The sequence below is a fragment of the Enterococcus sp. DIV0970a genome (assembly GCF_051711265.1).
Classification (GTDB): Bacteria; Bacillota; Bacilli; order Lactobacillales; family Enterococcaceae; genus Enterococcus_D; species Enterococcus_D casseliflavus.
Genome location: NZ_JBIOMF010000001.1, coordinates 375,930 through 390,469 on the forward strand (window position 1 = coordinate 375,930; position 14,540 = coordinate 390,469).

General features: G+C 44.0%; 16 protein-coding genes. 13 read left to right on the top strand and 3 right to left on the bottom strand.

The features are described 5' to 3' along the window. The first annotated feature begins 29 nt into the window (after positions 1 to 29). From argJ to IGK14_RS01850, 12 genes are all read left to right on the top strand, one after another. Positions 30 to 1,220 (top strand): bifunctional glutamate N-acetyltransferase/amino-acid acetyltransferase ArgJ, encoded by a 1,191-nt coding sequence (argJ, locus tag IGK14_RS01795; RefSeq protein WP_438711509.1) that lies wholly within the window; start codon positions 30 to 32, stop codon positions 1,218 to 1,220. A 35-nt stretch (positions 1,221 to 1,255) separates the two neighbouring features. Further along, positions 1,256 to 2,017: an acetylglutamate kinase gene (gene argB / locus IGK14_RS01800; protein WP_015508861.1), complete on the top strand. Its 762-nt coding sequence runs from the start codon at positions 1,256 to 1,258 to the stop codon at positions 2,015 to 2,017. A 175-nt stretch (positions 2,018 to 2,192) separates the two neighbouring features. Then, entirely contained in the window at positions 2,193 to 3,014 is an 822-nt protein-coding gene (locus IGK14_RS01805; protein WP_010748692.1) for a VOC family protein, read from the top strand. Positions 3,015 to 3,213: 199 nt separating this feature from the next. Beyond that, entirely contained in the window at positions 3,214 to 4,230 is a 1,017-nt protein-coding gene (locus IGK14_RS01810; RefSeq protein WP_010748693.1) for a serine hydrolase domain-containing protein, read from the top strand. A 45-nt stretch (positions 4,231 to 4,275) separates the two neighbouring features. Next, complete coding sequence (gene manA, locus IGK14_RS01815; protein WP_170920124.1) at positions 4,276 to 5,229, top strand: mannose-6-phosphate isomerase, class I; 954 nt, start codon at positions 4,276 to 4,278, stop codon at positions 5,227 to 5,229. Positions 5,230 to 5,428: 199 nt separating this feature from the next. Further along, on the top strand, positions 5,429 to 6,568 hold the full coding sequence (locus IGK14_RS01820; protein WP_438711511.1) for a cysteine desulfurase family protein: 1,140 nt from the start codon (positions 5,429 to 5,431) through the stop codon (positions 6,566 to 6,568). Between the two features lie 68 nt (positions 6,569 to 6,636). Further along, on the top strand, positions 6,637 to 6,978 hold the full coding sequence (locus IGK14_RS01825; protein WP_005232263.1) for a DUF1831 domain-containing protein: 342 nt from the start codon (positions 6,637 to 6,639) through the stop codon (positions 6,976 to 6,978). Positions 6,979 to 7,155: 177 nt separating this feature from the next. Beyond that, complete coding sequence (locus tag IGK14_RS01830; RefSeq protein ID WP_010748695.1) at positions 7,156 to 8,001, top strand: aldo/keto reductase; 846 nt, start codon at positions 7,156 to 7,158, stop codon at positions 7,999 to 8,001. Between the two features lie 41 nt (positions 8,002 to 8,042). Then, positions 8,043 to 8,648, top strand: coding sequence for a metallophosphoesterase (locus IGK14_RS01835; protein ID WP_005227234.1), 606 nt, complete (start codon positions 8,043 to 8,045; stop codon positions 8,646 to 8,648). A gap of 205 nt (positions 8,649 to 8,853) precedes the next feature. Further along, the gene (gene amaP, locus IGK14_RS01840) at positions 8,854 to 9,417 is read left to right on the top strand and encodes an alkaline shock response membrane anchor protein AmaP (RefSeq protein WP_010748696.1); all 564 of its coding nucleotides are present in this window, start codon (positions 8,854 to 8,856) and stop codon (positions 9,415 to 9,417) included. An 11-nt stretch (positions 9,418 to 9,428) separates the two neighbouring features. Further along, positions 9,429 to 9,623 carry a DUF2273 domain-containing protein gene (locus IGK14_RS01845; RefSeq protein WP_005227236.1) on the top strand — a complete coding sequence of 65 codons (195 nt, stop codon included), beginning with the start codon at positions 9,429 to 9,431 and terminating at the stop codon, positions 9,621 to 9,623. A gap of 56 nt (positions 9,624 to 9,679) precedes the next feature. Then, the gene (locus tag IGK14_RS01850; protein WP_005227237.1) at positions 9,680 to 10,198 is read left to right on the top strand and encodes an Asp23/Gls24 family envelope stress response protein; all 519 of its coding nucleotides are present in this window, start codon (positions 9,680 to 9,682) and stop codon (positions 10,196 to 10,198) included. An 85-nt stretch (positions 10,199 to 10,283) separates the two neighbouring features. On the opposite strand, the gene IGK14_RS01855 is transcribed toward IGK14_RS01850, so the two are convergent. After that, the gene (locus tag IGK14_RS01855) at positions 10,284 to 10,997 is read right to left on the bottom strand and encodes a C39 family peptidase (RefSeq protein WP_010748697.1); all 714 of its coding nucleotides are present in this window, start codon (positions 10,995 to 10,997) and stop codon (positions 10,284 to 10,286) included. A gap of 412 nt (positions 10,998 to 11,409) precedes the next feature. On the opposite strand from IGK14_RS01855, the gene mnmA reads away from it, so the two are divergent. Further along, the gene (mnmA, locus tag IGK14_RS01860; protein ID WP_034695311.1) at positions 11,410 to 12,528 is read left to right on the top strand and encodes a tRNA 2-thiouridine(34) synthase MnmA; all 1,119 of its coding nucleotides are present in this window, start codon (positions 11,410 to 11,412) and stop codon (positions 12,526 to 12,528) included. Between the two features lie 123 nt (positions 12,529 to 12,651). On the opposite strand, the gene IGK14_RS01865 is transcribed toward mnmA, so the two are convergent. Both IGK14_RS01865 and IGK14_RS01870 read right to left on the bottom strand, forming a co-directional pair. Further along, positions 12,652 to 13,608 carry a 1-phosphofructokinase family hexose kinase gene (locus IGK14_RS01865; protein WP_010748699.1) on the bottom strand — a complete coding sequence of 319 codons (957 nt, stop codon included), beginning with the start codon at positions 13,606 to 13,608 and terminating at the stop codon, positions 12,652 to 12,654. Next, the gene (locus IGK14_RS01870; RefSeq protein WP_005227243.1) at positions 13,605 to 14,366 is read right to left on the bottom strand and encodes a DeoR/GlpR family DNA-binding transcription regulator; all 762 of its coding nucleotides are present in this window, start codon (positions 14,364 to 14,366) and stop codon (positions 13,605 to 13,607) included. Before IGK14_RS01870 ends, IGK14_RS01865 begins: the two co-directional genes overlap by 4 nt. Positions 14,367 to 14,540: the final 174 nt, after the last annotated feature.

Here is a 14,540-nt window from a genome sequence, read left to right on the forward strand (position 1 = left end):
CGCAAAAGGTGGCAGTAGGAGGAAAGAAAATGAAAGAAATCGAAGGAACGATCGCAACCCCCAAAGGTTTTTTTGCCGACGGTCTGCATTGCGGTCTGAAGAAAGAGAAAGTCGATCTTGGTTGGATCGTCTCTGAAGTGCCAGCCAGTGCTGCAGCAGTCTTTACCACCAATCAAGTACAAGCAGCACCCATTCTCGTTACAAAGGAAAAAATGCAAGCAGGCACCTTGCAAGGTGTGATCGTCAATGCGGGCAATGCCAATGCTTGTACCGGGGAGCAAGGTTTAAAAGATGCACAAGAGATGGCAGAATTGGCAGCAGCCCAGCTGCATACGAGTCCCGAAGCCTTTGCGGTAGCCTCCACCGGGATCATTGGTAAGAGCTTACCGATGGAAAAAATCACTGCAGGGATTCAGCAACTAAACAGGCAAGGGGATGCCCACCGATTTCAACGAGCGATTTTGACGACGGATCTGACTGAAAAAAGCAGTGTCATCCAATCAACGATCGCTGACAAAACGGTGACTGTTGCGGGCTGTGCCAAAGGGTCTGGTATGATCCATCCCAATATGGCTACGATGCTGGCCTTTGTTACGACGGATGCGGCGATCGCTCCAGCACTCTTGCAAGTACTGCTGAAAGAATTAACCGACGTTACCTTCAATCAAATCACGGTCGATGGCGATACATCCACCAATGATATGGTGTTAGTTTTAGCTAACGGGTTAGCCAAAAATCCAACGATCGAAGCTGACACGCCAGCTTATCATGAGTTTAAAGGGATGCTCAAATCAGTTCTGACCGCACTAGCCAAAGCAGTTGCAAAGGACGGAGAAGGCGCCAGCAAATTGATCGAAGCTCATACGAGTGGAGCTGTGACCGATGAAGCAGCCCGAATGATCAGCAAAACCATCGTCGGTTCGCCACTGGTCAAAACAGCTCTCTTTGGCAAAGACCCGAACTGGGGGCGTATCTTATGTGCAGTGGGCTATAGTGGGCAGCCGATCGATCCAGCAACGGTATTGATTGCATTAGCCGACATTCCCGTCTTTGTCCAAGGGACACCGGTAGCTTTTGACGAAACCATCATGCAAGAACAATTGGCGGAAAATGAAGTCAAAGTCGTTGTCGAGCTGAAAGAAGGGGCAGGTGTTGGCACCGCTTGGGGCTGTGATCTGACGTATGACTATGTGAAAATCAACGCACTATATCATACCTGAAAGAAATCAGGTACTAGACAAAAAGGAGCGAGTAGATGGAAACGATCGTAGTAAAAATCGGCGGTGTCGCCTCAGACAATTTAACCCCGTCATTCTTTGAGACGATAGCAGACTGGCAAGCTGCGGGCAAAAAAGTAGTCATCGTCCATGGCGGTGGTCACTACATCTCAGAAATGATGGAGAAAATGGCGTTGACAGTCACGATCAAAGACGGCCTGCGGGTGACCGACCCCCAGACGCTTGAAGTAACTAGAATGGTCCTTTTGGGACAAGTTCAACCGCTGATCACGACCGCTTTCCAGCAAGCTGGGTTCCATGCCGTAGGACTGAATGCTGGCTGTGATCAACTGATTCAAGGAGAAGTCATTGATGAAGAAAAATTAGGACAGGTGGGGAAGGTTCAACAAATCAACGCTGCTTTCCTGAAGCTCTTGACAGAGAAAAAACATGTCCCGATCCTGGCACCGCTAGGAATTACCCCAGAGGGGCAATGGCTGAACATCAATGCCGATGAAGTAGCGTGTCAGGTTGCTGCTAGTTTACAAGCAGAAAAACTATATTTGTTGACGGATGTCCCTGGGATCAAGCAAGAAAGCCAGTGGTTATCAGCTGTTTCTTTTGAAGAGATCCCCCGTTTGATCACCGAAGAAGTAGTCACAGGCGGCATGCTGCCAAAACTAAAAAGTGCGCAGAAAGCCTTGAAAGCAGGGGTAGCTGCCGTTTGTATCACCGATCGAATCGATCGTTTAGGAACCCAGATCCTCGCGGCAAGTCCAGCCGCAGCTGTCTGTAGCTGAAGTCATTAGCAACACCCAAATGCCTCTTCTCTACTCATAAAAATGCAAAATTCTGACTTTTCTGTGCTTTTCTTCTTATTTTCTCTAAAAAAAGAATAAAATAGGTAGGGATTTCATTTGCTAGAATTTCGTTTTATCAGTACAATGAGTACATATGTAAGTAGGGGGAGAAACAATGACAGATTTCTTATTGGGGAGCAGTACGAAGTTGCTGACTGTTGCAATCCGGGTAAAAGACCGCGATCAAGCGATTGCCTTTTATCGGGATGTACTTGGTTTTGAGTTGAAAAGAGAAGAAAATGAATTGGCCATCTTTGGTCTAAAAGGATTAGATAGAGAAGTTTTATGGTTGGAAGAAAGCCCGCGTGCCAACGATCACTTCGGCGAGATCAAAAAAATGCAGCGCATCGTCTTAGCCGTATCCTCATTAGAAGAAGCGGCAACTATCGCGAGCAATGCCCAACAAAAAGCGATTGCTTTCGAAGAAGCTCGTTATGAAGCGAATCAATTAGGCTTTATTATAGCTGATCCAGAAGGGAACAAAATTGAAGTCTTATTTACAGCACCCGCAGGAACTGCGGTACCAAAAGACGAAGCAGAATTGATCAAAGCGGCACCTGCAAAAGCGGCTGGCTTATCAAAAGAAGCTCATTTTGGCAAGCTGTATTTAAACGTCAGTGATCTAGCCAAAGAGCAGCTTTTCTTAGAAGAAAGCTTAGGCTTGAAAACAAAAGAAGCCGAAACGAAGGAATTTATCCTCAATGATGGTGACTTCCAAGTCGGCTTGACTGAAGCACAAGGTGGTACGATCGATTTGCCGACCCATGAGGTGCTTGGCTTAGACTTCTTGAAAATCTCCATCAGTCAAGAAGATATCGATACATTGGAAAAGCACTTGTCTGAGAAGAAGCAAGAGTTTTTCATCGACAAAAAACGGAAGTTGTTGACGACCTACGATGCGATCGGTATCGAATGGTGGTTTATCGTTAAAAAATAAATCTAAATAGATAAGAAAAAACATCGGAAACTCTTTTGAGTAGTCGATGTTTTTTGATGACTAAGAAACCAAGCAAGCGAATCGACTAGCTGATCGAGTCGGATAGTTGGAGGAAAAAAGGGGATAACGAGTTTTGTTTGCTGCTAAAAAGTGCTAAAGTTAGAAGCAAGACAAGCCTGAAAGGAGCGAGTATGGAACGATGACAATGTACCCAAAAACAGTACAGCTCATTCAAGAAAAAATGCCGACCGTTTTCCCAGGAGCGGTGCTGCGTTTTATCGCTGGTGAAACCCAAGAGACCCATGTATTCGGACAGGCAGCGCTTCTTCCGAAAACCGAACCTATGACGAAAGATCATTTGTTTGATTTAGCCTCATTGACGAAAGTCGTTTGTACAACGAGTGTTCTGTTAAAATTGTGGGATCAAGAAAAAATCGAGATGGAGGCGCCGCTTACTCGTTGGCTGCCAGCGTTTAAAGACGATCTGGTAACGATCAAGCACTTGCTGACGCATACGGCAGCCATCAACACGTGGATTCCTCATCGAGACCAGTTGGATGCTGCTGCCTTGCGCAAGGCGTATTTGCAGCTTGAAAGCAGTGATACGATCGGTCAAACGGTCAACTATACGGATACTGGGACGATTTTGCTGGGCTTTTTATTGGAGGAGCTGTATCAAAAACCAGTGACCGAGATTTTTCAAGAAGAAGTCTTGACGCCTTTAGGCATGAAGAACAGCGGCTTTCCGCCTTTTCCTCCCTCACAGCTGCCAATGATCGTTCCTACCCAGCAGCAGCCAGACGGCAGCATCCTTAGAGGAATCACCCATGATCCTAAGGCACGAGTGTTGGGAAACCATGCCGGCAACGCAGGGTTGTTTTCTACCGTGGATGACTTGACGCTTTTCGTTCAACTGTTACTGGCAAATGGTCAGCAGCAAGGAGCGCCGTTTTTCTCAGAAAAAGTCATGCAGGCGCTGACTCACAGGCAGACGCCTGAAAGCACAAAGCCTCGCACCTATGGTTGGGACTTGTTAGGTGCACCGTATCAATTATTTCATACAGGCTATACAGGCACGTTTCTCGCAGTAGATATCCCTAACAAAAAAGCGTTTATTTTCTTATCGAATCGGGTCCATCCAGTGGATCATCGAGAAAGCTATTTGGGTCATCGTGACGAAATCCTGCAATGTTACTTAAAAGAAACTGCCGAATAAGCGGATTCATGCTATAATATGCACGAACAACTAGAGAGGGGAACAATTATGGAACCATTGTTTATGAAACCTGTTTTTCAAGAAAAAATTTGGGGCGGCAGTCGCCTGCATTCTGTTTTTGGTTTTGATTTACCGAGCGACAAGATCGGTGAAGATTGGGCGATCAGTGCGCATCCTCATGGGGTGAGCGTCATTGAAAATGGGCCGTTTAAAGGCAAAACATTGGCGGATCTTTGGCAAGACCATCAAGAACTATTTGGTCATTCAGACGAACCAGTCTTTCCATTATTAATTAAAATTTTAGACGCAGAAGATGATCTATCCGTTCAAGTCCATCCTGATGACACATATGGGTTAGCCCATGAAGGGGAATTAGGGAAAACGGAATGCTGGTACATCATTGATGCCGAACCAGGTGCGGAAATCATTTATGGCCACCATGCCCAAACCAAAGAAGAACTTGCGGAAATGATCGAAGCGGGTCGTTGGGATGATTTGTTAACAAAAGTCCCTGTGAAAAAAGGCGATTTCTTCTATGTGCCAAGCGGAACGATCCATGCCATTGGAAAAGGGATCATGATCTTGGAAACCCAGCAGAGTTCGGATACGACTTATCGGGTGTACGACTATGATCGTACCGATGATCAAGGACAAACTCGGGAGCTGCATATCCAACAATCGATCGATGTGACGACGATTCCTGCACGGACGCCAGAATTATCGATCCGTGAGGTCAAACAAGGACAATCAGCAGTCGTTACCTATCTTGAAACGCCATTTTTCAATGTGTATGAGTGGGAAGTACGTGGGAAATTATCGTTGGCACAAAAGGCCGATTATACTTTGATGACCGTGATCGATGGGTATGGGCATTTGATGATCGACGGTCATTCCTATGAACTAAAAATGGGCACGAGCTGCATTTTGCCAAACCCGATCAAGAAATGGGAATTGGTTGGTGAATTGACTGTCATTGCCTCTGAACCTGGAAAAAAATAAAACGATCAGTAAGTGACGTGAGCCGCACAAGCAAAACAGCACACGTTCCTGATTTTTCGTAAGGCTGAACTCGTTCAGCTGCCTGTCATCATTGGCGATTTTTCCGCTTTTGACTGACAGGTTTTTTCGTATGGACACTCACGATAGACGTCTGAGGAAGATTTGTTATAATGGCAGTAATGAAGGATAGGTGAAAAGAATGGTTTACTTAGATCATGCAGCAACGACACCGCTGCATCCAGAAGTGATCAAAGTGATGAGTGAAACGATGCAGACATTTTTTGGCAATCCATCAAGCATTCATCATTATGGTCGAGACGCCCACACCCAATTAGAATTGGCTCGTCAAGCGATCGCTCAGCAGCTAGGAGTCAAAGAACATGAGATCATTTTTAATAGTGGTGGTACCGAAAGTGATAATACAGCAATCATCGGTACAGCCCTTAGCAAACAAGCACAAGGCAAACATATCATTACGACCCAGATCGAACATCCGGCGGTCATTGAGAGTATGCGCTATTTAGAAGGCTTAGGCTTTGAGGTGACCTATTTGCCCGTAGATCAAAAGGGGCAATTGGCCGTCAGTGAAGTTGAGGCTGCCTTACGTCCCGATACGATTTTAGTATCCATAATGACGGCAAACAATGAAACGGGCAATTTGCTGCCGATTGCAGAAATTGGGGCCCTTTTACGGGAGCATCCCGCCGTGTTTCATACCGATGCCGTGCAAGCTTATGGCAAGATCCCGCTTGAAATCAATGAAAACAGTATTGATCTTCTAAGCATTTCTGCTCACAAAATCAACGGACCAAAAGGGATCGGCTTTTTGTATAAACGAGATGGCTTGTCGCTGCCTGCGCTACTCCATGGCGGCGAGCAAGAAGAAAAACGGCGAGCAGGGACGGAAAACTTAGCAGCCATCATGGGAATGGCCAAAGCAGCTTCTTTGCATACCCCCGAAGCGCAGCAAGCAGCGGCGGAACAATATCAAACGTTTGCCGATGTGCTGATGGAGACCTTAGCAGCACAAGGCGTCGATGTTCAGTTGAATGGTGATCCAGCACACAAATTGCCGCATATTTTGAATCTGCGTTTCCCAGGTGTCAGCAGTGACTTGCTGCTGATGAAATTGGACTTAAAAGGGGCTGCGATCTCGACAGGCAGCGCTTGTACGGCGGGCAATGTGGAGCCCTCCCATGTGCTCGAAGCGATGGTGGGCAAAGAGCATCCAGCTATTCGGGAATCGGTCAGAGTCAGCTTTGGCTATGGCAACACATTGGCGGGAATCGAAGCATTTGCTCAGCTATTAGCAGAAACTGTCTTAGCCACGAAAAAGTAGGAGAACAGCTAGCAATCTCGCTGAAAACTATTTATAATGAAAGAAATGATGTTAAAGAGGTGAAGAACATGGCATTTGAAACAACAGCAACCGTTTTAGGCGCAGCAACCCAATACCGCATTGCTCCTGAAGCAAAAAAATATACGTTGCGGGACAATGGCTTTACAGAAACGAACGGCGGCAACTTCCAATTGATTCGCGGCCTTGAAGCAACACCCCAAAGCAAAGAAGGCTTTAAATTAAAAATCACTGTTGCAAAAGATCTGCAAACCTTCAAGATGTCCATCACGACAGCCAATGGGTTAAAAGCAGTCAATATTTTCAAAGATGAACAGCACAAAATGTTGCAAGAAAAATTTTACTTTTTAATGGATGGTTTTATCAGCCGCGGGTTGTTTGTCAAAGCGTAAGCTTTTGTCAAAAGCAGCTATATCATTCAAAGGGCAAGAAGTGTGTCACTCCGCCAAGCAGGCATGGGATTGATACACTTCTTTTGTATCTTTGGCGGTTTCTTTTTATACTATAGAAAACAAACCCTAGGTGTTCGCAGGAACAGGATGAGTTAAGACGAGAAAGAGGGAATCAAGATGAAACGATCCTTAAACAAGCAATCAGTGCTAGCCGTCGGCATGGGGACTTGGCATATGGGGGATGACCCAGCCAAGGAAAAAGCCGAGATCGATGCGTTGCAAGCGGGCATCAAAGCTGGAGCGGCTGTCATCGATACCGCAGAAATGTACGGCGAGGGAAACGCAGAAACACTAGTTGGCAAGGCGATCCAGCCCTTTACACGAGGGGATCTTTATTTGATTTCAAAAGTCTATCCTTGGAATGCCTCCGCAGATGAATTGCCGAAAGCTTTAGACCGCAGCTTAGCGCGTTTAGGCACCGACTATCTTGATTTGTATCTGCTCCACTGGCGAGGAGATGTGCCGTTAGCAGAAACAGTTGACGCACTAGAAGCTGCCAAAGCTTCTGGAAAGATTCGTGCATGGGGCGTCTCTAATTTTGACGTGGCAGATATGGAGGAGCTGTTGCGGTTAGAAAACGGCGATCAATGTGCCGCCAACCAAGTACTCTATAATTTAGGTGCCCGGGGGATCGAATACGATCTTTTGCCTTGGCAGGCAGAGGCTGAGATTCCTGTGATTGCCTACTCACCCATTGCTCAAGGCGATCGGCTAGGGCACCACTTCAAAAATGATGAAGTGTTGAAAGAGCTGGCAGAAGCCAAAGGCTGCACGATTTTTCAGCTGCTTTTGGCATGGACCCTTCGACAACCCCACGTCTTAGCGATCCCCCAAACCAGTGACTCGCTGCATATGCTGCAGAACATTGAAGCTTGCAAAATCGTTTTTTCCAAAAGCGAATTGGCAGCAATCGATGCGCGGTTTCCTGCACCGACGAAAAAGCAGCCGCTAGCGATGATTTGAAGACGCTGATCACAGAAAAAGCACCAAGGTAAGGAGCGACTATGAAATTTTTTACGTCTGATACCCACTATTTTCATGCAGCCTTGCTCGGGGACAATGACTTTGCCCCACGCCCCTTTGAGACAGTGACGCAAATGCATGAAACGATGATCGCCAGCTGGAATGAGGTCGTGGCGGATAAAGATGTCGTCTATCATTTAGGGGATGTCGCGATGCACCCTGATTACGAAGCGGGCTTTCCAGAAATTGCTGCGCTGTTAGCACAGCTGCAGGGCAAAATCGTTTTTATCAAAGGCAATCATGATACCCGAGCTTTCTTTGCGTACTTGCGCAAGCATGATCCTGGTTGTTTGGGAGCCGAAAAGTATGCGTTTGAAGATGTCGGTGTCTTGCTGAAGTTTGCTCATCAGCAATTTATACTGACCCATTATCCTATGCTGCTGGGGATCACCAAAAACAGCCGCAATCTGCATGGGCATATTCATCATCACAGTGTACCGATCGCTGAGAATCTCAACGTAGGAGTCGATGCACCAGAATTGGCGTTTCTGCCACAGCCGCGTCCTTTTGGTCGGCCAGTTTCCGAAAATGAACTGGCGGTGTTGTATCATGCAAAACAACAAGAACTTACTAAGCTGGCTCGTTAACAGATAACAAAAAAAGCAAGCGTCCAAACAGATTTGGGCGGCTTGCTTTTTTTGTGATGACTTTGACAGCAAGCTTTGATTAAGGAAATTTTTTTGATAAAAATAAACTTTATATGTAAAAAATAATCGATTCCAAGAGTTATTATTTGATGGATATTTAAGAAATGTGTATGCTTTAAGTAGAAAGCAGTAAAGGAGGTTGCCAATGCGTAAGATTTCTAAAGTGATTTTTATCATCGGATTGCTTTTACTCTTACTTGTCTTTTATTTTGGGATCATCGCCAATCAGCAAGCGGCTTTATTGCCTGTTTACTTGATTCCTTTGGATGAATATCCTTGGGTCGGATCTTCCATGAGTATGCTGCTCTTTTGGTTATCTGTTGGCTTTGCCATTTTTACCGTGATCGCGCTCTTTGTCGTTTTGTTTTATCCAAAACGTTCGGACCGCTTGATCATTTCCCATAAGACAGGCGATTTAGTGATTCAGAAGAAGGCGTTAGAGCATTTTGTGCTTGAACGGGTGAAACAAGCAGATTTCATCCATCAGCCATCCGTAAAAATCAAAATCGTCAAGAATAAAGTATCCGTAAAAATCGATGGAGAAATGAAACAAACAGCAGCCATCCCGCAAAAACAAGAAGCATTGGTTGGTGAGATCAGCAGCAGTCTGCAGCAGCTTTTCGGTATCGAAAGCAATATCCAAACGGAAGTTGTCTTAAAAGATACGCAAGAAACGCCAGCAGCCCATGACCAGCCGCGTGTAGTTTAGGAGGAACAGGTATGAGTGAATGGTTCTACCACTATAAGATCCCACTTATCTTTGCAGGCTTCGGTTTGATCCTAGCGATCCTGTTTCTAACGATCGGCTTTTTGAAAACCATACTGCTGGTGCTGTTTACGGCACTAGGTATGTATCTGGGATTTTATCTCAAAGAAGTCGGATTCTTTGAACAATTTCAAAGACCGCGCCGTTAACCTTGGTAACATTATTAGTTTAATTTATATCAAGATTATAGTAGGAGGAATGTACGATGGAAAACCAAACAAAACCAACAACAGGTGTTAAAGGAGAATTAACTTACGAAGATAAAGTGATTCAAAAAATCGTAGGCATTGCATTAGAATCTGTAGACGGACTCTTAACAGTCGATGGCGGTTTCTTCTCAAATATTGCAGGTAAATTAGTCAACACCGATGATGTGACTTCAGGGATCAACGTTGAAGTTGGGAAAAAACAAGTGGCAGTCGATCTTGATATCGTTGCAGAATACGGCAGCGACATGACCACGATCTACGACCAAATCAAAGAGGTTGTTTCAACACAAGTCAACAAAATGACGAATTTAGACGTCATCGAAGTAAACGTGAACGTAGCAGATGTCAAAACACGTGAACAATTCGAAAAAGACTCTGAAACAGTTCAAGACAAAGTAAGCAGTGCGGCAGAAACAACTGGCGACTTTGCGTCAAAACAAACACGTAAAGCCAAAGGTGCCTTCAACCGAACAACGACGCGTATTCAAGAAAACAACGAACCACGCGTTCAATAATAGTAAGATAAGCAAAAGACTAGCTTCGGCTAGTCTTTTTTGTCGCAAAAATGGCGTGTTTTTGCAGCTTCAGCCGGTCAGAACATCAAAGCCAAAAGCTCCAATAATGGATTCCTTCTGCTTGAAAGACATCGTTAGGATAGCTTTTCTCATAATGAGCTTTTTTGGGGGAATCATTAGGATCGAATACTTGAACATTTCCTTCTTTGTTCAAAGCCAATACCATGATATGTCCTGAGGTCGTAAAGGTTCCTGATTGAACCGAGACCACAACGGGGATGCCTTGTGTCATTTTCTCATAGGCAGCCGCAAAGGAACTTCCTAAATCGGCAAATTGGTAACCAAAAGCTTCGGCAAACTGAGGAAAGATTTGCCAACTCGTTCCTTGTTTGGGAAGATAAAATTGATCGCCAGCCCACTTTAATAGTTTGTCAGGATTCGACGGATGATCCGTCCAAAAAGAATCGATCATCGCTAAAGAAGCAATAGCGCACCCGTTTGCTGCAAACGTATTTTGCGTTTCTCCATATCCATATGTGTCATTGCCCCAGCGTTGATCGGTTTGTACAATCAACGGCACTTGCTGCGTGTCTGCCATCGCTTGTTGAATCGCTTGATTGGCTTGGTGAGTGAACTCTTTTGAGACAAGCGCTGTCTGATCAAACGCAGCATCCCTGACCTGATCAATCACGTAATGAATGACAAAAACACCACCGATGAGAAAAAGCAGTAGCGCAAGGCTCTTTCTTTTCTTTCCGTTGTTTCTCCTAGTTTTCGATATCCCTGTGTGTGATCTCATGAAATGCCCCTCCTCATAAAGTAGTATCTAAAAGAAGTATAGTCTTTTTCTGATAGCGGCATTTCTGCTTTTCCTGAAGAATTCCATACGATTTTATGACAAACGACCGTTTAAAAGGTAAAATGCGGCTTCTTAGCATTCGCTTATCTAGTTGTCTTTGAACAATGGGAGTCGTTTGGATGGTTGTCGATAAGATACACAAAAAGCAGCGCTTCTTCTATTGGGCTGAATGGGGGGAGAACAGACAGCGGGTATCCTCCAGATGACTTTTCTAAAAAAGGAATTTATAAGAAAAGACAGCAAACAGTGAACTTTTTTGTGTTTTGTTGTATAATGCAAATTACTGAAAAGTTGCGACCTTCAAATCGTAGATGATTTCAGAATCTATAATTGAAATGATGGTGAAACGATCATGTCTAACGAAAACACCCGTGTGGTGGTTGGAATGAGTGGCGGGGTAGACTCGTCAGTAACAGCACTTTTGCTGAAAGAACAAGGGTATGATGTTGTCGGGATCTTTATGAAAAATTGGGATGATACCGATGAAAACGGTGTTTGTACCGCAACAGAAGACTACAAAGACGTAGCCAAAGTGGCTGCGCAAATAGGGATTCCTTATTATTCAGTGAATTTCGAAAAAGAATATTGGGACCGTGTATTTGAATATTTTCTTGCAGAATACCGTGCCGGACGGACACCAAATCCAGATGTCATGTGTAACAAGGAAATCAAGTTCAAAGCCTTTTTGGATTATGCGATGGATCTTGGTGCCGATTATGTAGCAACTGGCCATTATGCGCAAGTGACCGTTGATGAAAACGGCGTGACCCATATGTTGCGAGGCGTGGATAACAACAAAGATCAAACGTATTTCTTAAGCCAATTGTCACAAGAACAATTGAGTAAAACCATGTTCCCACTAGGCGGCATGGAAAAATCAGAAGTACGAGCGATCGCTGAACGGGCAGGACTAGCAACAGCCAAGAAAAAAGATTCCACGGGTGTCTGCTTTATCGGAGAAAAGAATTTCAAACAATTTTTGAGTAATTACTTGCCAGCGAAAAAAGGCAATATGGTTACATTAGATGGCGAAGTCAAAGGACAACACGATGGCTTGATGTACTACACCATCGGACAACGTCAAGGCTTAGGCATTGGCGGCGGCGGTGCCACTCAAGAACCATGGTTTGTCGTAGGAAAAGACTTAGCGACCAACACTTTGTATGTGGGACAAGGATTCCATCACCCCGCATTGTATGCAGATCGCTTGGAAGCAAGCCAAATCCACTTTACTACAGAACAAGACCGCGGCAGGGAATTTTCATGCACAGCAAAATTCCGCTACCGTCAACAAGATGTACCGGTAACGGTGCGTCTATTAGATGGAGATCGAGCAGAAGTGATTTTTGACGAACCAGTCCGCGCCATCACTCCTGGACAAGCAGTCGTTTTTTATGACGGGATGGAATGCTTGGGCGGCGGTTTGATCGATGCAGCCTACAAAGAAGCCAAAGAATTACAATATGTTTAACCACTAACACAATCAGCCCTAGCTAAGACCACTGAACCAATCAGTTGCACTTAGCTAGGGCTTTTTTTATTTGTACCAACGAATGTTTTGCGTAATCAAGAGAACCAAAAAATAGGTAGCCGATTATTCTTTGATCTTGAAAAGGTGGATCTGTTCGCTAAATGCAGCGACTTGTGCAGGATCGATCGTACCGTTTGTTTTCGAAAGCGCATTAGACATGCCACAAGCCATCGAATAGGTCAATGCTTGTTCCATTGGATACTGTTTATTCAATGCAACAGCCATGCCACCAACAGTTGAATCGCCACAGCCAGTCGTATTAACGATGGCGATTTTAGGAATCTCAATCTTATAAAAAGTCGACTGATGTTTAACGATTGCCCCATCGCCGCCTTGAGATACCATGACGGTGTCGATTCCTTCGAAAAGAGTGCTCTCTAAGACAGAGAAAATGTCTTGAGATGAATGTAATTTTTGACCTATTAGTTCTTCCAATTCCTGTTGATTCGGTTTAATAAAATTCGGACGAGCATTCGTTTGAGTCAAACAATTTTTTAGTTGTTCACCTGCTATATCCATGAGGATTGGTACCTGCTCACCTAATGTCTTACGGATGAATTGAAGCAATTGATCGTGAAAATGCCCATTATCAGAATTTACTGATCCAGAAATACAGACGACCGTGATGGGATGTTGTTCAATTAATGCTGCAAGGTGTTGGTAAAAAAGTTGTTCGTTTTTCTCCGATAGATAAAGTCCTTTTTCTACTAGCTCTGTATGGGTGTTACCGTCATGCATGATCGTGATCGCATTGCGAGAATTACCATCGATGGTTAGGAAATCCAATACATAACGTTCTTCGGCTAGTAAAGAATCAAGGATCGTTTTGCCTACAGGTCCACCTAAAATACCTGTCAATAAAACGTCTTCCCCAGATTGTGCGATGACTCTGCCAGCATTGATACCTTTTCCCCCAATTGATGTATGTGGGTTATCTACCCGATTTACTTGATCCAATTTCAACGAAGGAACCAAATAGTTGTAGTCCATGGAAGGGTTCATTGTGATGGTTAAAATCATTTTTGTTCCTCCTTGAGGATCTCTGTAAAGGAGCGATAATACTCAAAAGTAGTCTCAGAAAGTTTATCATCAGTGATCAAATAGTCGATATCTGAAAGTGAGTAAAAGGTGTAAACGTCGGAGCGATTAAACTTGGAACTATCCGCAACGATGCATTTTTTGCGGGAATGCTTGAAAGCGACTCGTTGAATCGAACCTTCAACAAGATTCGCAGTGGTGATATTATTTTCAAAGATCCCATTTGTAGCAGCAAAAGCGATATCGATATTTAGATTTTCAAAACTCTTCTCTGCCGTTTCCCCATAAAATTCTTCCGTCGTGCGGGAAAATTCTCCGCCTGTCAATAAGACGCGATAGTCTGTGTTGTAAATCAAATAATTAAAAGCAAGCAAACTATTTGTGATCACGAATAAGTTTGCTTTTTTTAGTTCAGGTAAAGCGTGAAGCATCGTAGTTCCAGCACCGATATAGATAGTATCGTTGTCTGAAATGATACTGTTCATCACTTTTCCGATGAATTTTTTTTCAGCAACATTCGTATCGATTTTTTCTTGAGTAGAAAGCTCGTGTTCGATTTTTTCGAGTTTTTGGGCGCCACCATAGATTTTTACCAATAAAGATTGATTCGCTAACTCTGTAATATCTCTACGAATGGTCATATCGGAAACGTCTAATGTTTTGGCTATTTCTGCAATGGATAAGTAATCGTGCTGATTCACTAGCGCTAGAATTTTTTCTTGCCGTTCTTTCTTTAACATAGTTTCACCTCTGGTTGATTAACGATTTTTTTAAGTTTCTTTTTCAACTGTCTTCTTTATACATTAATTAATAGCATTTACTTTTGGAAAAAGCAAGGATAAATGTTCATCTTTGTTAAAGTTTGATAATTTTATGTATCGATAAAAGTAATTAGTTTGGAAAAAATACGAAAA